Origin of the sequence: Streptomyces chiangmaiensis (genome assembly GCF_036281785.1) — a bacterium.
GTDB lineage: Bacteria > Actinomycetota > Actinomycetes > Streptomycetales > Streptomycetaceae > Streptomyces > Streptomyces chiangmaiensis.
Map to the genome: position 1 here is coordinate 1 of NZ_JAYWVC010000082.1, position 17,083 is coordinate 17,083.

Annotated in this window: 14 protein-coding genes and 1 pseudogene; 11 read left to right on the top strand and 4 right to left on the bottom strand. The window is 71.7% G+C overall.

Annotation, left to right across the window (positions count from 1 at the left end; all coding sequences use genetic code 11):
* Positions 1-338 precede the first annotated feature (338 nt).
* The 3 genes and pseudogenes from VXC91_RS22720 (at position 339) to VXC91_RS22730 (ending at position 2,238) form a co-directional block, all read left to right on the top strand.
* On the top strand, positions 339-839 hold the full coding sequence (locus tag VXC91_RS22720) for a Dps family protein (RefSeq protein ID WP_329509160.1): 501 nt from the start codon (positions 339-341) through the stop codon (positions 837-839).
* 18 nt (positions 840-857) lie between these two features.
* Positions 858-1,046, top strand: a pseudogene (locus VXC91_RS22725) (multicopper oxidase domain-containing protein); the annotation flags it as partial.
* A 178-nt stretch (positions 1,047-1,224) separates the two neighbouring features.
* Complete coding sequence (locus VXC91_RS22730) at positions 1,225-2,238, top strand: questin oxidase family protein (protein WP_329509161.1); 1,014 nt, start codon at positions 1,225-1,227, stop codon at positions 2,236-2,238.
* 117 nt (positions 2,239-2,355) lie between these two features.
* Here the strand turns inward: VXC91_RS22730 and VXC91_RS22735 are convergent, their stop codons facing one another.
* Complete coding sequence (locus tag VXC91_RS22735) at positions 2,356-2,937, bottom strand: helix-turn-helix transcriptional regulator (RefSeq protein WP_329509162.1); 582 nt, start codon at positions 2,935-2,937, stop codon at positions 2,356-2,358.
* A gap of 70 nt (positions 2,938-3,007) precedes the next feature.
* Here VXC91_RS22735 and VXC91_RS22740 point away from each other — a divergent pair, with 70 nt between their 5' ends.
* Positions 3,008-5,059 carry a SpoIIE family protein phosphatase gene (locus tag VXC91_RS22740; RefSeq protein ID WP_329509163.1) on the top strand — a complete coding sequence of 684 codons (2,052 nt, stop codon included), beginning with the start codon at positions 3,008-3,010 and terminating at the stop codon, positions 5,057-5,059.
* A gap of 93 nt (positions 5,060-5,152) precedes the next feature.
* On the opposite strand, the gene VXC91_RS22745 is transcribed toward VXC91_RS22740, so the two are convergent.
* A complete protein-coding gene (locus tag VXC91_RS22745; RefSeq protein ID WP_329509164.1) occupies positions 5,153-6,016 on the bottom strand; it encodes a bifunctional DNA primase/polymerase in 864 nt (287 codons plus the stop codon).
* Positions 6,017-6,287: 271 nt separating this feature from the next.
* Here VXC91_RS22745 and VXC91_RS22750 point away from each other — a divergent pair, with 271 nt between their 5' ends.
* The 7 genes from VXC91_RS22750 (at position 6,288) to VXC91_RS22780 (ending at position 12,190) form a co-directional block, all read left to right on the top strand.
* Positions 6,288-6,599: a hypothetical protein gene (locus VXC91_RS22750; protein WP_329509165.1), complete on the top strand. Its 312-nt coding sequence runs from the start codon at positions 6,288-6,290 to the stop codon at positions 6,597-6,599.
* Between the two features lie 244 nt (positions 6,600-6,843).
* Positions 6,844-7,053 carry a hypothetical protein gene (locus VXC91_RS22755; protein WP_329509166.1) on the top strand — a complete coding sequence of 70 codons (210 nt, stop codon included), beginning with the start codon at positions 6,844-6,846 and terminating at the stop codon, positions 7,051-7,053.
* Positions 7,050-7,985 carry a bifunctional MaoC family dehydratase N-terminal/OB-fold nucleic acid binding domain-containing protein gene (locus tag VXC91_RS22760; protein ID WP_408057445.1) on the top strand — a complete coding sequence of 312 codons (936 nt, stop codon included), beginning with the start codon at positions 7,050-7,052 and terminating at the stop codon, positions 7,983-7,985. Before VXC91_RS22755 ends, VXC91_RS22760 begins: the two co-directional genes overlap by 4 nt.
* Before the next feature lie 117 nt (positions 7,986-8,102).
* Positions 8,103-8,528: a MaoC family dehydratase gene (locus tag VXC91_RS22765; protein WP_408057446.1), complete on the top strand. Its 426-nt coding sequence runs from the start codon at positions 8,103-8,105 to the stop codon at positions 8,526-8,528.
* Positions 8,525-9,691 (top strand): lipid-transfer protein, encoded by a 1,167-nt coding sequence (locus tag VXC91_RS22770; RefSeq protein ID WP_329509167.1) that lies wholly within the window; start codon positions 8,525-8,527, stop codon positions 9,689-9,691. Before VXC91_RS22765 ends, VXC91_RS22770 begins: the two co-directional genes overlap by 4 nt.
* 168 nt (positions 9,692-9,859) lie before the next feature.
* Entirely contained in the window at positions 9,860-10,435 is a 576-nt protein-coding gene (locus VXC91_RS22775; protein WP_329509168.1) for a SigE family RNA polymerase sigma factor, read from the top strand.
* A 111-nt stretch (positions 10,436-10,546) separates the two neighbouring features.
* On the top strand, positions 10,547-12,190 hold the full coding sequence (locus VXC91_RS22780) for a long-chain fatty acid--CoA ligase (protein ID WP_329509182.1): 1,644 nt from the start codon (positions 10,547-10,549) through the stop codon (positions 12,188-12,190).
* An 87-nt stretch (positions 12,191-12,277) separates the two neighbouring features.
* Here VXC91_RS22780 and VXC91_RS22785 read toward each other — a convergent pair whose 3' ends face one another.
* Together VXC91_RS22785 and VXC91_RS22790 are read right to left on the bottom strand one after the other, a co-directional pair.
* Positions 12,278-16,384 (bottom strand): hybrid sensor histidine kinase/response regulator, encoded by a 4,107-nt coding sequence (locus VXC91_RS22785; protein ID WP_329509169.1) that lies wholly within the window; start codon positions 16,382-16,384, stop codon positions 12,278-12,280.
* A 187-nt stretch (positions 16,385-16,571) separates the two neighbouring features.
* Positions 16,572-17,051, bottom strand: a complete 480-nt coding sequence (locus VXC91_RS22790) for an SSI family serine proteinase inhibitor (RefSeq protein ID WP_329509170.1) — start codon at positions 17,049-17,051, stop codon at positions 16,572-16,574.
* Positions 17,052-17,083: the final 32 nt, after the last annotated feature.

Here is a 17,083-nt window from a genome sequence, read left to right on the forward strand (position 1 = left end):
AATTGGGGATCTCCCCGACGGTCGGCCGACAGGCCGCACTCCAGCAGCCCCGGTCCTGCGCACGGTCTTGAGAACGGCCGTGGCGCGAGCCACCGTGGGTTCAAACAGTGGCGCCCCCGACAGCCACTGCTGGCCGTCCTGTCGCGTACGCGCGCCCTTCACGACCTACAGGGGGGAACCCGCCGTGCCTCGGTCCGCGCCGTGAGGGATGCCCGGCATCCCCCGAGCGGATCAGGTGCAGTGGCGGCGGCGAGGCGCCTCCCTAGGCTTGATCGTGTAGGTCAACGGGCCTCCTGTTCCGGGGGCTGCTGTTCGGTCCTTTCACGAGGAGACACGCCATGACCGCTTCCCCTGGGGGTTCCCGACGTTCGGAGGCCGATGTCGCAGGCTTCACGGCCTCGACGCAGCTTGCCCGAGCGTTGCAACAGATCCTGGTGGATCTCGTCGAACTGCATCTGCAGGGGAAGCAGGCTCACTGGAACGTCGTCGGCCACAACTTCCGGGACCTCCACCTGCAACTCGATGAAATCGTCGACGAGGCCCGGGAGTTCGCGGACACCATCGCCGAACGCATGCGCGCCCTCGAGGCCTGGCCGGACGGCCGTTCCGACACCGTGGCAGCGAGCACCACACTCCCCGCGTTCCCGGAGGGGGCGCGAAGTGTGAGCGCGGTCGTCGATCTTGTCGCCGCGCGCCTGCGTGCCACCGTCGACACGGTGCGCACCCACCATGACCAGGTCGACGGCGAGGATCCCTCCACGGCCGACCTGCTGCACGAGATCATCGACTCCCTGGAGAAGTACGCCTGGATGGTCGGCGCGGAAAACCGATCCGCCTGACACCGTTCCCGTGTCGCCCTGGAAGCAGAGTCCGGGAACGGCTCCCAGCTCCGGGAGCCGACGGAATGCCCCGCCCACTCCTGGCACGAGACGGTCAACATCCTCCGCGGCCAGAAGCTCGTCCTGCGGATCCGCTTCACGAATTTCACCGGGCGGACCGTGCTGCACTGCCACCTCCTCAACCACGAGGACATGGGCATGATGTCCGTCCTGGACATCCGCAGGTTGGGAGGCAAGGGCTCCTCGTCGCGGTGGGCGTCGCCAGAGCGTCGTCGATTCCGGATGGCGGCGGGGTGCCATGCGCCGGTTCGACGACAGGACCTAGGTCCGGTCCTAAGCCTTCGGCCTGTTACGCCGCTGCGGCGCCGTGACTACCGTCCTCACCATGTATACGACGGGCATTCTCGACGAGGCGCTCCAGCGACTGCACAGTTCAGGGCCGGAGCGGCTTGGGCGGCTCACCAATCACGCGCCGATGGCCGTCGAGGCCCTCGCCGTGCACGGTCAGGCGGGCTCGGTGCACCGGTGGCTCGACATGTATACACGCAAGCTTGAGGAGTTCCCGTCCGGTGTCGAGCCGGTCACGGTCGCCAACTGGCGCTTTGCGCTTGGCGATTCACGTCGCGCCGCAGACTGGATCGGCTACTTCGGCCGCGAGATCGCCGAGCGCCCCTGGCGAGACGTGCTCACCGAGTGGTGGCCCCGTCTCCTGCCCGGCTTGTATGGCGGCTCGACCCACCCTGTGATCCGGGTGGGTCACGCCGTGCGCACTCTTCTGGCCGACGACGGCACCGAACCACGACTGACCGAGCTTGCCCACGGCCTCGGTTACTGGGCCGCCCGCTACCACCCCGTCGTGGACCTCGCCCCGCTGCCCGGCGCCGGCAGCGCAGCCGACGCCCTGGACGCGGTGACGCCCATTGCCGCACGAGACGGCGGATTCCCCGCCCGGCTCGGCCGCGTCACGGGCCTGCCGGTGTGGGCGGCCGCGGTCACGGACCCACACGAGGCGCGAGACCGCCTCACCGAACTGGTGCGGGCGGCCACGCACCGGTACGCCACTCACGGCCACGGCGAGGAGACCATGCTGGTCCACGCGGCCACGGCCCCCAACGCCGTGCTGCGCACCCTGCCCGCGCTCCCGCATGGCCTGTGGGTGCCGAGCCTGCGTGCCGCCTGGACGGCATCCGCTGCAGTGACCGCGATGTACGCACCCCATGCCCCGGTCGCCTACACACCACCGGGCACCTTCACCCCCGAAGAGGTCTTCGAACGGGCCATGTCGCACGGCGACGAACACGTCATCAAGCTGACCGACACAGCCCTCGACGTCGGCGACGAACAAGCACTGACGGCGGCCCTGCGCTGCATCGACCTGAGCGAACCGCTGGTCCGGTAACTGTCCACCGGTCGTCCAGCCGCTTGCGGTCCAGCAGCGACTCAGGCAGCAGAGGGCGAATGAACTCCCGCCCCGCATCGGGTGGTTCATATCGATGTAGCACCCGGCCGTGATCCGTCACGCGAGATCATGTGACGGCAGACCCTGGTGGTGTGCCCCGTCCGTGTCCTGGCCGGAGGCCCGGTACTCGCTGGGAGTCACGCCGACGGCAGCGTGAAAGGTGCGGGTGAAGTCGGATGGCCGCGGGTATCCCCAGCGCATTGCGATGGTGCTGACGGGGACGGTGCGCGGGGAGGGGTCGGCCAGGTCCCGTCGGCAGCGGGCGAGGCGCTGCTGCCGGATGACCTCGCCGACCGTGGCGGCGTGCTGCTGGAAGAGGCCGTGCAGACAGCGCGTGGAGATGTAGAGCGCCGCAGCCGGCGAGCCCGGGGTGAGGGCTGGGTCATGCAGGTGCGTGGTGATGTAGGCACTGATCTGCTCGAACAGCACATGCTGCCGTGACCCGGCAGGGAGCAGGGCCTGCTGTTCGGAGTGGTGGGCGAGCAGGGCCGCCGTGAGATCGGCGGCGGTGGTGCCCACCCGGGCGAGGCCCGCAGGAGTCAGGTCGGCGCGCGCGTCGGCGAGACAGGTCGGCGTCCGGCGCAGGAGCCGTCCGCCCCCCTCGCCACCGCGGGGCACCACCGTGTGGATCGCCGTCACCGCCGTCGTCGGAACGCCGGCCCACAGCTCACCGATCCGGGGAACGATTGCGAGTGGGTATGGTGAACTTGTGCGGTTTGTCAGGGGTGGCTCGACAGCCATGGTGTGCGCCCTTGTGGCGCCGCCGCTCGTCTGCCTGGCGCTGGTGCCGTTCCGGACCATGTTCCCCAGCATCGACGCCGCTCTCGTCCTGGTGGCAGTGGTGGTGGCTGTGGCCGCCCAGGGCCACCGCCTCGCCGGAGTGGTAGCGGCGGTGTCGGCCACCGTCTGGTTCGACTACTTCCTGGTCCCACCGTGGAACGACTGGTCACTGACAAGTCCCGAGGATGGCTGGACGGTTCCGCTGCTGCTGGTCATCGGGATCGCCGTCGCGCAGCTGGCCGTTCGCGGCCGCGCCCAGCGCAAGCGGGCGCAGGCGGCTCGTGGACACCTCGACCTGCTGTGCGAGGCCGGCACGGCCATCGGCACCAGCCTCGATGTGGAGCGGACCGCCGAGGAGCTGGTGCAGGTGGCCGTACCGCGATTCGCCGATTTCGTCACGGTCGACCTGGCGGCGTCGGTCCTCGCCGGTGAGGAGCCGGAGGACGCCTCCATGGACCTGCGGCGGGTGGCCGTCGCGGGCGTCGGAGAGAACCACCCCCTCCACCCCTCGGGCGCGTCGACCGGGCCCGCCGCCCCCGCTCCCGCGGCCTGCGGCCTCCCCGGCGCGCTCGCCCGGACGGAGCCCGACCTGCCCGCCACGAACGCATGGCGGTCGCTGGTCCCGGAGCGCGGTGAGAGCGTGCCGGACTTCGGCCTCGGCTCGCTGATCACAGCGCCGCTGCTGGCGCAGGGCATGCTCCTGGGGACGGTCAACTTCTGGCGTACACAGGAAACCCGGCCCTTCGGCGGAGGCGATCCGTCCGTCGCCGAGGAACTGGCCGCCAAGGCCGCCGTGGCCATCGACAACGCGCGTCGGTACACCCGCGAACGGGCTACCGCCCTGGCTCTGCAACGCAGTCTGCTACCGCAGCGACTGCCCGGGCAGACGGCGGCGGATGTGGCCTTCAGATATCTGCCGGCGGGTGCACAGGCCGGAGTGGGCGGCGACTGGTTCGACGTGATCCCGCTCTCCGGCCACCGGGTCGCGTTCGTCGTGGGGGACGTCGTCGGCCACGGCATCAACGCGTCCGCCACCATGGGACGGCTGCGCACCGCCGTACGCACCCTGGCGGACATCGATCTGCCGCCCGACGAGCTCATCACCCACCTCGACGACCTCGTTCTCCACTTCACCGAGGACGATCGGCCCGGCGTCGCCGAAGGCGACGAGGCGGCGGCCGGAGACGTGGGGGCGGCCGGAGACGTAGGGGCGACCTGCCTGTACGCGGTCTACGACCCGGTCTCACGGCGTTGCGCGCTGGCCTCTGCGGGTCATCCGCTGCCTGTCGTCCTCACCCCCGGCGGTGCCGTGGATCTCGTCGTCGGCTTCGTGGGCCCGCCGCTCGGGCTGGGTGGCCTGCCCTTCGAAACCACCGAGCTGGACCTGCCCGCGGGCAGCGTGCTCGCGCTGTACTCCGACGGCCTGGTCGAGACCCGTGAGCGCGACCTCGACGAAGGCGTGACCGAATTGCGTCACCTGCTGGCCTCGCCGTCGGCATCGGGGTCACTGGAAGCCGCCTGTGACACCATCGTCCACTCGCTGGTCACCGAGCGCCCCGCAGACGACGTGACCCTACTGCTCGCCCGCACCTGTGCGCTCACCTCGGACCGGGTCGCCAGCTGGGACATACCCGCCGTCCCGGCCCTGGTCGCGCGCGTACGGAAGCTGGCCGTCGAGCAGCTGGACGCATGGGGGCTGTGCGACGCGACGTCCATCACCGAGCTGCTCGTCAGCGAGCTGGTCACCAACGCCATCCGCTACGGTGAACCGCCGATCGAGCTCAGACTGATCCGAGCCGGCACGCTGATCTGCGAGGTCTCGGACGCCGGCAACGCCGCCCCCCACCTGCGCCGCGCCCGCACCTACGACGAGGGCGGCCGGGGCCTCCTCCTGGTCGCCCAGCTCAGCCAGAAGTGGGGCACCCGGCACAACGCCAAGGGGAAGACCATCTGGTGCCAGCAGGTGCTGCCGACCGCCTGAGGCCTCGCGTGCAGAGCCGGGGACGCCGAAAAGCGAGGTGCTCCCGGTCCGGGTCCGGCTCCGCACCACCGCGTCCTCAGGACCCCGGCCCCGTCATGCCGTCATCCGGGCCGCCGATGCGATCGTCGAGCGGGCCTCGCGTTCGGTGAGGCCGGTGCGGACGGCGGCGTCGACCAGTGCGGGGGCGAGCTCCGGGCCGATGCCGTTCTCGTACGCCCGGCAGGCGGCCCAGAAGAGGCGAGTGTTGCGTTGGCCCTCGTGCGCGGCGAGGACGAACTGAACCAGGCCCTGCCCGTGCCTGCCGGTCGATGCGGGCGTGGTGTGGCGGGTGCGCGGCGGGGGCGTGAGCAGCCGCAGCAGGGCGGGCGGGCAGGGTGCGGGCGCCAGATGCGCGGTGCCCGGGGCCGTGCCGTACACGCCGCGCTCGGTGCGCGAGCCGGGGCCGACCAGGTAGCCGCCGGCGCCGCGGACGTCGATGCCGGGGGCCAGGCGACTCGCCGAGTTCGGCACGACGACGTCCGGCGGGCCGCTCAGCCACAGGTGGCGGCCGCCGCTCGGCGTCAGCACCACCACCGTCTCGGGGATCGTGAACAGATGGCGCAGCGCCAGTTCGCGCAGTGCGGCCGAGGAGTCGGTTCCGGACTTGGTGTCGAGGTCGATGCCGATCAGGTGGTGGGGATGCAGGCCGCAGGCGATGCCGTAGCCGGTGGCCCAGGGTGCGGTGGCGAACAGCTCGCGGATGCGGCGGGGGTCGGTGGAGGCGTCGTAGACCCCGTGTCCGAAACGGCCGCATTCACCGTGACAGATGGGGGCCGTCGGATCGGGGTCGTCACGGTGGGGGGAGCGCAGGGCCGGCAGCTTCGTCCGGGACAGCGGTATCACCGCCAGTCCGCGCTCCGCGGCGGACAGGGCGTGGGCCAGGGCCAGGGTGGTGGCCTGCCGGTCGATGGTGGCCATACCGCTATGTTCGTACGCATGTTCGAAAAAGGGAAGAGGGCCCGGCGGTGTTCACCATGCGGGAATGTGGTGAAAGGGGTTTATCGATATTTCCTCACACTTGAGGGCGAATCATTGATCATTGGGCGATTTGCCGGGGTGCGGGTGGGCAACTCTGAAGTCGCGACGTCGTGCACCGTCCGAGGCGGTCGGCCAACTGCCCCGGAGCCAGCCCTACTTCACGTACCCCCCGGCGACCACGCCGGATCGTACGGAGTTCTGGAGGAAACACATGGCAATCATCCGTACCGCTCGCGTCCTCGCCGCCGTCGCGGCCCTGCCGCTCGCCGCCACCCTCTTCGCGGGTGTCGCCTCGGCGGACAACGGCGCGTTCGCGGACGACGGATCGAACGCGGCAGCCGCGAGCATCTCGGGCAGCGGGGTCGGACGCGACAACAGGGGGAACTCGTCCACCACGCAGCAGCAGGCGGTCGGCTTCGGTGCCTCGAACCGGAGCAACACCGCCCAGGTGAACGGCTCGGCGTTCACGGCCATCGACCAGAGGAACGAGAACGTGGCCGTCTACTTCACCAACCTGTGGTGAGCGACGGGCCGGTGCGCGGTCATCGGCCCTGAACTCCCATGGTGTGTGTGCTTTCCAGGGTCATCACACGTCCGCGCGGCGGCGCTTCGGTGCCGTCGCGCGGACGTTTCCGGATGTCCACACGCGTGTGCCTCCCGACCCGGCGGATCGCGACGACCTTGACAGCCACCGTGATCTGACGGACAGTCAGAAACTGTCGTGCGTACGAACCCCGTTGCCGCAACGTGGTCCGGGAGGCCCTGCCGTGTATCTCGTGCCCACCGAGCGCCGGCAGCGGCTGCGCGCCGAACTCCGCACCCACGTCCACGATCCGATGCCCGACAGGCCACCACCCGCGGACGACGGCGCCGGTCGCCCGACGTTGTTGCGGCGCACGTTCGGGGGCGGGGCGAGCGAGGTGCAGCGGGAGGTCGTCGCGGCCATGCGACTCGGGATGCGGAGGGGGCGGCGGTGACGGCCGGAGGTGCGGAGGACGTCTCGGCGCGGTCCGCGGTGGCGCAGGAGTTCACCGCGCGACTGAAGGCGTACGAGGGGCGGCCCGCCGCCGTCGCGGGCGCCGGCAAGGACCTGGTGAACGCGCCGATGATCCGGCACTGGTGCGAGGCCATGGGCGACACCAACCCCGCCTACGCCGGACCGGACGCCATCGCCCCGCCCACCATGCTCCAGGTGTGGACGATGGGCGGCCTCTCCGGCCACTCGGGGCGTACGGAGGCGTTCGACGAGCTGCTCGGTCTGCTCGACGAGGCCGGCTGCACCTCGGTCGTCGCCACCGACTGCGAGCAGGAGTATGTGCGTCCGCTGCGGCCCGGGGACGAGGTCACGTTCGACGCGGTGATCGAGTCGGTCTCGGACCGGAAGCGGACGAAGCTCGGCACCGGTTACTTCGTCACGACGCGGACGGACGTACGGGTGGCGGGTGAACCGGTGGGGACCCACCGGTTCCGGATCCTCAAGTACGCCCCTGCCCGCGTGAAGCCCGGCGCCGGAAGGCCCCGGCCGGTCATCAACCGGGACAACGCGGGGTTCTGGGAGGGCGTGGCCCGGCACCGGCTGCTGATCCAGCGGTGCGCCGGCTGCGCCACACTGCGCTTCCCCTGGCTGCCGGGGTGCGGCGCGTGCGGCTCACCGGAGTGGGACACGGTCGAGGCCGGCGGTGAGGGAACGGTCTACTCGTACGTCGTCATGCACCACCCGCCCTTCCCGGCCTTCGACCCCCCGTATGTGGTCGGCCTCATCGCGCTGGCGGAGGGTGTGCGGATCGTCAGCAACGTGATCGGGGTGCCGTACGACAAGGTGCGCATCGGCATGCCTGTACGTCTGGAATTCCGCCGGTACGACGAGGAGCTGGAGCTCCCGGTGTTCCGGGCCCGGGACGGGGGCTGACATGGACGTCACGCCCACCGCTCTGCCGTGGGGACGGCAACAGGACGCGTGTCCGGGTTGCGGGAGCGGAGCCCTCCGGGAACCGGGGGAGTCGATCGGCTACGGAGAGGGGCCGGGATGAGGAGCGGTGGCCAGGGGGCCGGTGCGGTGCGGGCGGGGACGCAACTGCCGCCGCTGGAGATCCAGATCACGCGCACGCTGATCGTGGCCGGGGCGATCGCCTCCCGCGACTACCAGGACGTGCACCACGACGCGGAGCTGGCCCGCCGGAAGGGCTCCCCCGACATCTTCATGAACATCCTGACCACCAACGGCCTGGTCGGGCGGTACGTCACGGACCACTTCGGCCCGGACGCGGTCCTGCGCAGGGTGGTCATACGGCTCGGCGCGCCCAACCACCCGGGCGACAGGATGGTGCTGACCGGCACGGTCGAGGAGGTCGACGGGGACACGGTCACGGTGAGGGTGGTCGGGTCGAACGGCATCGGCCGGCACGTCATGGGCACGGTCACCGTCACCCTCCCGAGCGGGGGTGCGGGATGAGCGTACGGGCGAAGGACACGCTCGGCGGGCGTGCGGCGGTCGTCGGGATCGGGGCCACCGAGTTCTCCAAGGACTCGGGGCGCAGTGAGCTGCGGCTGGCGGTGGAGGCGGTGCGCACCGCGCTGGACGACGCCGGGCTGTCCGCCACGGACGTGGACGGCATGGTCACCTTCACCATGGACACCAGCCCCGAGATCACCGTGGCCCGGGCGGCCGGCATCGGCGAGCTGTCCTTCTTCTCCCGGATCCACTACGGGGGCGGGGCGGCGTGCGCGACGGTCCAGCAGGCCGCGCTCGCCGTGGCGACGGGAGTGGCCGAGGTCGTGGTGTGCTACCGCGCGTTCAACGAACGCTCGGGCCGCCGCTTCGGCGCCGGGGTGCAGCACCGCGAGCCGTCGGCGGAGGGTGCGGCGCTGGGCTGGTCCCTGCCGTTCGGACTGCTCACTCCCGCCTCCTGGGTGGCGATGGCGGCCCAGCGGTATCTGCACACATACGGGCTGACACCCGAGGCGTTCGGCCATGTGGCCGTCGTGGACCGCGGGTACGCGGCCACGAACCCGGCGGCGTATTTCCACGGCAGACCGATCACGCTCGCCGACCACGCGGCCTCGCGCTGGATCGTGGAGCCGCTGCGGCTGCTCGACTGCTGCCAGGAAACGGACGGCGGCCAGGCGCTGGTCGTCACCTCCGTGGAGCGGGCGCGCGACCTTCCGCGCGTCCCGGCCGTGGTGGCGGCCGCCGCCCAGGGCGCGGGCCGCGCACAGGAGCAGATGACCAGCTACTACCGCGACGACCTGAGCGGACTGCCCGAGATGGGTGTGGTGGCCCGTCAGCTGTGGCGGACGTCGGGGATGAGCCCCGCGGACATCGATGTGGCCGTCCTCTACGACCATTTCACGCCGTTCGTGCTGATGCAGCTGGAGGAGTTCGGGTTCTGCGAGCCGGGCGCGGCGGCCGACTTCGTGGCCGGGCGGACCCTGCCGCTGAACACCCACGGAGGGCAGCTCGGGGAGGCGTACCTGCACGGGATGAACGGCATCGCGGAGGCCGTACGGCAACTGCGCGGCACGGCGGTGAACCAGATACCCGGCGCCGCCCGCACCCTGGTCACCGCGGGGACCGGCGTCCCCACGTCGGGTCTGATCCTGACAGCGGACGGCTGACGGCCGATGCCCGGGTACCCGGCTCTCAGGGGTGAACCCTCAGGGGGGTGCACAGGATCGTCCACCTTCAGTAGGTGGGGTCAACCCCCCACCTACAACCTGAGGGGGACACCGCTTCGGGACCTCCGGCCGATCCGCCGCAACACGGGGCGAACCTAGCGTGGAGCCATGACCACACCCGTCTGCACCAGCGCTTCGAACGCCGTCACATCGGCGGGGCAGACCCTTCCGTACCCGTCGTTCTCGTCGTACGTGAAGGCCCGCCAGCCGGTGCTGCTGCGCACCGCCCGGTCGCTGACCGCCAACCCGAGTGACGCCGAGGACCTGCTGCAGACCGCTCTGGCGAAGACGTATGTCGCCTGGGAGCGGATCGAGGACCACCGTGCGCTCGACGGGTATGTCCGCAGGGCACTGCTGAACACGCGGACCTCGCAGTGGCGCAAGCGCAAGGTCGACGAGTTCGTCTGCGACGAGCTGCCCGAGCCGGAGGGGACACCGGGCGCGGATCCCGCCGAGCAGCAGGCGCTGCACGACGCCATGTGGCGGGCCATCATGAAACTGCCCGCACGCCAGCGGGCGATGGTGGTCCTGCGCTACTACGAGGACCTGAGCGAGGCGCAGACGGCCGACGTGCTCGGTGTGTCCATCGGCACGGTCAAGTCGGCGGTGTCCCGGGCTCTCGGCAAGCTCCGTGAGGACCCCGAGTTGGAGCCGGTGCGCCAGACGCCGCGGTGCGGACCCTGATCGATCATCCCGAGGGCTAGTGACATACCGCATGGTATGTGCGCAGAATCAGCGCTGCCCCCTACCACCGCGTAGGCAACGTCGCCCCGGGAGGACGCCGTGCACAGCACGATGCAGGACGTACCGCTGCTGATCTCGAGGATTCTGACCCATGGTTCGACGGTCCACGGAGCGTCTCATGTGACCACCTGGACCGGCGAGGGTGAGCCGCAGCGCCGCTCGTACGCCCAGGTCGGCGCCCGTACGGCCCAGTTGGCGCACGCTCTGCGCGAGGACCTCGGCGTCCGGGAGGACGACCGTGTGGCCACCCTCATGTGGAACAACGCCGAGCACGTCGAGGCCTACTTCGCGATCCCCTGCATGGGCGCCGTCCTGCACACGCTCAACCTGCGCCTGCCGGTCGAGCAGTTGACGTGGATCGTCAACCACGCCGCCGACCGCGTCGTCATCGTCAACGGTTCCCTCCTGCCGCTGATCGCTCCTCTCCTTCCGCATCTCAAGTCGATCGAGCACGTGGTCGTGTCGGGGCCCGGTGACCGTTCGCTGCTCTCCGAGGCCACCGCCCAGGTGCACGAGTACGAGGACCTGATCGCCGGAAAGCCGACCATCTACGACTGGCCGGAGCTGGACGAACTCCAGGCCGCCGCCATGTGTTACACCTCCGGCACCACCGGCGACCCCAAGGGCGTGATCTACTCCCACCGTTCCGTCTATCTGCACTCCATGCAGGTCAACATGACCCAGTCCATGGGCCTCACCGACCAGGACACCTCACTCGTCGTGGTTCCGCAGTTCCACGTCAACGCCTGGGGCCTGCCGCACGCCACCTTCATGACCGGCATCAACCTCCTCATGCCGGACCGCTTCCTGCAGCCCGCCCCGGTCGCCGAGATGATCGAGAAGGAGCGGCCGTCGCACGCCGCCGCCGTCCCCACCATCTGGCAGGGCCTGCTCGCCGAGCTGACCGCCCGGCCTCGCGACGTATCGTCTCTCACGCAGGTCACCATCGGTGGCTCGGCCTGCCCGCCCTCGCTCATGGAAGCCTTCGACAAGCTCGGCATGCGGGTCTGCCACGCCTGGGGCATGACCGAGACCTCCCCGCTCGGCACGGTGGCGAGGCCGCCGGCCCATGCGGTGGGCACCGACGAGGAGTTCGCGTACCGGCTGACCCAGGGGCGCTTCCCGGCCGGAGTCGAGGCCCGGCTCACCGGGCCAGGCGGCGAACGGCTGCCCTGGGACGGCGAGTCGGCGGGCGAACTAGAGGTGCGCGGCCCGTGGATCGCGGGGGCCTACTACAACGGCCAGGACGCCGACCCCCTGCGTCCCGCCGACAAGTTCAGCGAGGACGGCTGGCTCAAGACCGGTGACGTCGGAACCATAAGCTCCGACGGCTTCCTCACCCTCACCGACCGCGCCAAGGACGTCATCAAGTCCGGTGGCGAGTGGATCTCGTCCGTCGACCTGGAGAACGCCCTGATGTCCCACCCGGACGTCGCCGAGGCCGCCGTCGTCGCGGTCCCGGACGACAAGTGGGGGGAGCGCCCGCTCGCCACCGTTGTGCTGCGGGAGGGCGCCACCGCCGACTTCACCGCGCTCCGCCTGTTCCTCGCGGAAGAAGCCAAGATCGCCCGGTGGCAGCTGCCGGAGCGCTGGACGGTCATCACGGCGGTGCCCAAGACGAGCGTCGGGAAGTTCGACAAGAAGGTGCTGCGCCGGCAATACGCGGCGGGCGAGCTGGAGGTCACGAAGATCTGACCCGAAGAACAAGGGGGCCGGGGTTGCGTTCCCCACGGAACGCCACCCCGGCCCCCTTCTGTGCGCACAACGCGGGCTGTGTCCGGGTCAGTTCGTGCCGATCCGCCCCAGCAGATCCACGATCCGTTCCTGCACCTCGGGGCTCGTCGAGCGCTCCGCGAGGAACAGGACCGTCTCCTCCGAGACCAGCCGGGGCAGATCGGCCTGGTCGACGGCGGCGGTGTAGACGACGAGGGGCGTGCGGTTGAGCAGGTTGTTCGCACGCAGCCAGTCGACGACCCCGGCTTGCCGACGGTGGACCTGCTTCAGATCCATCACCACCAGGTTCGGACGCATCTGAGTGGCCAACGTGACCGCGTCCGTGTCCGAGGCGGCCCGCGCGACCTGCATTCCGCGGCGCTCCAGCATCGCCGTGAGCGCCAGGGCGATCTCCGCGTGCTCCTCGACCAGCAGGACGCGCGGCGGGTGCTGCTCGGAGTCGCGCGGCGCCAGCGCTTTCAGGAGCACGGCAGGATCGGCGCCGTACGCGGCCTCGCGCGTCGCCTGGCCGAGTCCCGCCGTGACCAGCACCGGCACCTCGGCGGCGACCGCCGCCTGGCGCAGCGACTGGAGCGCCTTGCGGGTGATCGGGCCGGTGAGCGGGTCGACGAAGAGCGCGGCCGGGAAGGCGGCGATCTGCGCGTCGACCTCCTCACGGGAGTTGACGATGACGGGCCGGTAGCCGCGGTCGCTGAGCGCCTGCTGGGTCGTCACGTCCGGCGCGGGCCACACGAGCAGCCGCCGCGGGTTGTCGAGCGGCTCGGGGGGCAGCTCGTCGTCCATCGGCCGCGACTGGGGCTGATCGGCGATCTCCACGGCTCCGCCGGGACCGTCGAGCGGCTCGGGACCTTCGTCGGCGTTCTTGTCCGGGGCTCCTATGGCGTACGACCTTCCGGTGCCCTCGCTGGCGCCGGCCAGGCGCGACTGCCCGGCCAGGGAGGGCTGGGCCGGGAGCGGAGCCGACGCGGTCTGCGGATGCTGACGCGCCGCGGTCTCCGGGCTCTCGCCCGCCGGCTCGGGCGGCGTGCCGAGCTTGCGACGGCGGGCCGCGGTGGTCGACTGGTGCGGCGGAGGGGTCGGCGACTGGGAGCGGGGCTGGGCCTGGGGCTGTGTCCCCTGACGTGCGAAGGGCACACCCTGCCCCAGTGTCCGCACACTGATCGCCCGCCCCTGCGTCGAGTTGGGGTCGGCGGGCAGGGCGGCCTCGGCGGGCAGCGGCTGGGCGGTCCGCGGCCGGGCGACGCGCTCCGGAGGCAGCGAGGTGCCTGCCGAGGGGGTGGACTGCGGAGGTACGGGCGTCCCGGCCCCCGTGGTGTCACCGGAAGGCGGCCAGGCCTGCGCGGGCACGGGCGTGGCTGCCCGGGGGACACCGCCCGCAGGGGTCGTCTGTGCGGGCGGCTGACCGGGCGCCACCGGTGCGAGCGCACCGGGGACGGGCTGACCGGGAGCCGTCTGTGCCGGCAGGTGCTGTCCGGGCGCCTGCCGGCCGCCGGCCGGGCTCTGAGGCGGAAGCCCCTGCGGGGGGACGGTCTGCGTGGCGGCCGCGGGCGCGGGACCGCCCTGTGCGGGGACACCCTGGGGAGGGGTCGCAGGCGTCATCTGCGGCTGCATGCCCTGGGCAGGCGTCGTCGGGGCGGGCACGGCCTGAGGAGACGCCGTCGCGGCGGCGCCGTCCGCGCTCGCGGGCGTCTGCCCGGGGGCCGGACGGGCCCGGCGGCGGCCCGTGGGAGCGGACACCGGGTGCGCCGGAGGCGGTGTGTGGTCCTGGGTCTGGTCGTGCGGGACCTGGTCGTGGCGGCCCTCGTCGGCCGGACCGGGGGCGGGCGTGTTCTGCTCCGGCGTCCGGTCCGCCTCGGCCGGCGGCAGTGCGAACACCGTCCGGGCACCGGAATCCGCCGCGGCGGCACGCTCGTTCGCGGCGGCCAGGGCACGCCGACGGCGCCCGGTCGGCGTGGGGGTGGCGTCGCCGGAAGCCGGGGCGGCCGGCGCACTGGGCAACGCGCGGGGCAGCGCCTGCGGCTCGATGTCACCACGGGCACCCCGGCCCGCGGGCGCGGGCACGCCCCGCGGCGACACGGCCTCCCCCAGCCCGGTGGCCGAAGCGGGGCTCCCGGCTGCGTGTTCGGCGGCGGTCATCACCGAACCCTCGGCCACGCCTTCGGCGTCGCCCTCGGCCGGGCTCGGACGTCCGCGCCGTCGCCCCGTACCGCCGGACGCCGGGGAATCGGTGCCGCTCTCGTTCGTCGTCCGAGTCGGAACCGGTGCCTCGGCGGCCGTCTCCTCCACCGCGCGACGCCTGCGTCGCCCGGTGGGCGCGGTGGCCGTGTCGGAAGAGGCTGCGGGGTCGTCCGTCTCGTTCTCCAGGAAGGCGTTCACGGACGACCGGCGGGCCCGCCGCCGTCCGCCGCCCCGCGGCGCCGTCTGCTCCGCCGGCGTCTGCCCGGTCCCGGACTCTTCCGCGGGCGGCACGGCCGTAGGCGCCGTCATCGCCCCGGCACCGCCGCCGATCGGCACCTCGAGCACGAAGGCGTTGCCGCTCATCCCCGGCACCTCGTGCGTCTGCAGCACACCGCCGTGCGCGCGCACGATGCCACCGACGATGGGCTGGTGCACCGGGTCTCCCCCGGCGTAAGGGCCGCGCACCTCGATACGGACGACCTCGCCGCGCTGGGCGGCCGCGACGACGACCGTGTTGTCCATGTAACCGCCCGCCGAGACGGGCGCGTTGCCCGTGGCGTCGACGCCCGCCACGTCCGCGACGAGGTGCGCGAGCGCCTGTGCGAGCCGTTGCGGGTCGACCTCGGCCTCGATGGGCGGGGCATGCACGGCGAACTGCACGCGGCCGGGTCCGATCAGCTCCACGGCGCCGTCGACACCGGCGGCGACAACCGCGTCGAGCATGACGGCGGTACGTACGAGCGAGTCCTCGCCGGCGTCCAGGCGCTGGTAGCCGAGGACGTTGTCGACGAGCGTGGTGATGCGTGAATAGCCGGCCGCGAGGTGGTGGAGCACCTGGTTGGCCTCGGGCCACAGCTGGCCGGCGTCGTCCGCGGCGAGCTTGGACAGGCCACCACGCAGTTCGTCGAGGGGACCGCGCAACGACTGTCCCAGCAGGGCCAGCAGTTGCTCGTGCCGGGCGGTCAGGGCCTCGTACCGGTCCTTCTCACGCTCGCCGAGCGCGGCGTAGCGCTCGTCACCGGCCGCGATCTCCTCCACGTGCCGCTCACGCAGCTCGGCGAGCTCGGCGGCGTGCTCCTCGCGCAGCCGCCGCAGCTCTTCCGCGTGTTCCTCGGCGACCCGCTCGAGCTCCTGCTCGTGCTGCTTGCGGGCCTCTTCCTTCCCGGCCACGAGGGTGTCGAACGGGCGCCGGTCGGTGAATGTCAGGACGGCACCGACGAGCTGGTCGCCGTCGCGCACCGGCGCGGTCGTCAGGTCGACCGGGACCTTGTCCCCGCTCTTGGACCACAGCACCTGCCCGCGCACCCGGTGCTTGCGCCCGGACCGCAGGGTGTCGTGCAGCGGCGACTCCGCGTACGGGAAAGGGGAGCCGTCCTCACGGGAGTGCAGTACGAGGGTGTGCAGCTCCTTGCCACCCAGGTCACTGGCGCGGTATCCGAGGATCTGGGCCGCGGACGGGTTGACGAGCACGATCCGGCCGTCGGTGTCGGTGCCCACCACGCCCTCGGCCGCGGCGCGCAGGATCATCTCGGTCTGCCGCTGGGAGCGGGCGAGTTCGGCCTCGGTGTCGACGGTGCCGGACAGATCGCGGACGACCAGCATCAGCAGTTCGTCACCGGTGTAGCCGTGGCCGTCGTAGGCCTGCCGGCCGTCCTCGAGGTTGGCGCTCGTGACCTCGACGGGGAACTCGCTGCCGTCCGTGCGGCGAGCGGTCATCCGCGTCGGCTTGGTCCGGCCGCTGGTGTCGATGGAATCGGGCCGCCGCATGGACCCCGGGATCAGCCGCGAGTCGAAGTGGGGCAGCAGATCGAGCAGCCCGCGCCCGACCAGAGCGGTCCCGGGCGCCTCGAAGGCCTCGAGGGCGATGGTGTTGGCGTTGACGACCGTCCCGTTGGCGTTGACCAGCACCAATGCGTCCGGAAGCGCATCCAGTATGGCAGCGAGGCGAGCAGCGCCTCGGGATGGCCTGCTGCTCACGAGACGCTTCCTCCCTATTACCGCACCTTGCCGACCACGGGGGCCATCTTGCCAACCGGCCCGCAACGTGTCACGGGAGGGATTCTACGGGCAGTGACCCGGACCGCGGCGCCGGATGAGAGGGAGGTCGCACGCGGAAGTGACGCAGAATCTGTGACCGCGCAGGTCGCCGGACGGAACCCGCACATCACCCGTGACGTCGTCCCGCCCCGGCGGCGATCCGCCGGGGCGGGTACTGCGAACGAACGTCCGGCAGCACCGGTACGAGGTCGTTCCAGCGGGAGATCTGACAGCCGTCGGCGCGGCTGTAGTGCGCGTCGACCGGCCGCCCGGCCCAGACCCCGGTGACGTGGGCGGTCGCGGGGCCGCCGTACTGCATCGTGCACAGGCTGCGCGGCGGTACCGGCGCGAAGGGATCCCGGCCCCAGACGGTCCTGCCGTCGAGCGTGCGGCACGCGTGGACGGGGTCCGGGTGGCTGCCGCGGTCCGGATGACAGCGCAGTACGTATGTCCCGTCGGCCTGCCCCGCGTGGCGCACGCTGACGACGAGCCGATCGCCGACGGGGGCGGAGGTACGACCGTGGGCATGCGCTGTGGCGGGCGTCGTGGCCGCGGAGAGAAGGGCGACGACACCGAGGATGAGGCCGCGTGAGGTGAACTGGACCATACCGGGACTAACGGCGGCAGCGGGCGACGGTT

Excerpts from the sequence above, each read along its gene's own strand:
- VXC91_RS22720 (WP_329509160.1), top strand. The coding sequence starts at position 339 with ATGACCGCTTCCCCTGGGGGTTCCCGACGTTCGGAGGCCGATGTCGCA.
- VXC91_RS22730 (WP_329509161.1), top strand. The coding sequence starts at position 1,225 with ATGTATACGACGGGCATTCTCGACGAGGCGCTCCAGCGACTGCACAGT.
- VXC91_RS22745 (WP_329509164.1), bottom strand. The coding sequence starts at position 6,016 with ATGGCCACCATCGACCGGCAGGCCACCACCCTGGCCCTGGCCCACGCC.
- VXC91_RS22750 (WP_329509165.1), top strand. The coding sequence starts at position 6,288 with ATGGCAATCATCCGTACCGCTCGCGTCCTCGCCGCCGTCGCGGCCCTG.
- VXC91_RS22765 (WP_408057446.1), top strand. The coding sequence starts at position 8,103 with ATGAGGAGCGGTGGCCAGGGGGCCGGTGCGGTGCGGGCGGGGACGCAA.
- VXC91_RS22770 (WP_329509167.1), top strand. The coding sequence starts at position 8,525 with ATGAGCGTACGGGCGAAGGACACGCTCGGCGGGCGTGCGGCGGTCGTC.
- VXC91_RS22775 (WP_329509168.1), top strand. The coding sequence starts at position 9,860 with ATGACCACACCCGTCTGCACCAGCGCTTCGAACGCCGTCACATCGGCG.
- VXC91_RS22780 (WP_329509182.1), top strand. The coding sequence starts at position 10,547 with ATGCAGGACGTACCGCTGCTGATCTCGAGGATTCTGACCCATGGTTCG.
- VXC91_RS22790 (WP_329509170.1), bottom strand. The coding sequence starts at position 17,051 with ATGGTCCAGTTCACCTCACGCGGCCTCATCCTCGGTGTCGTCGCCCTT.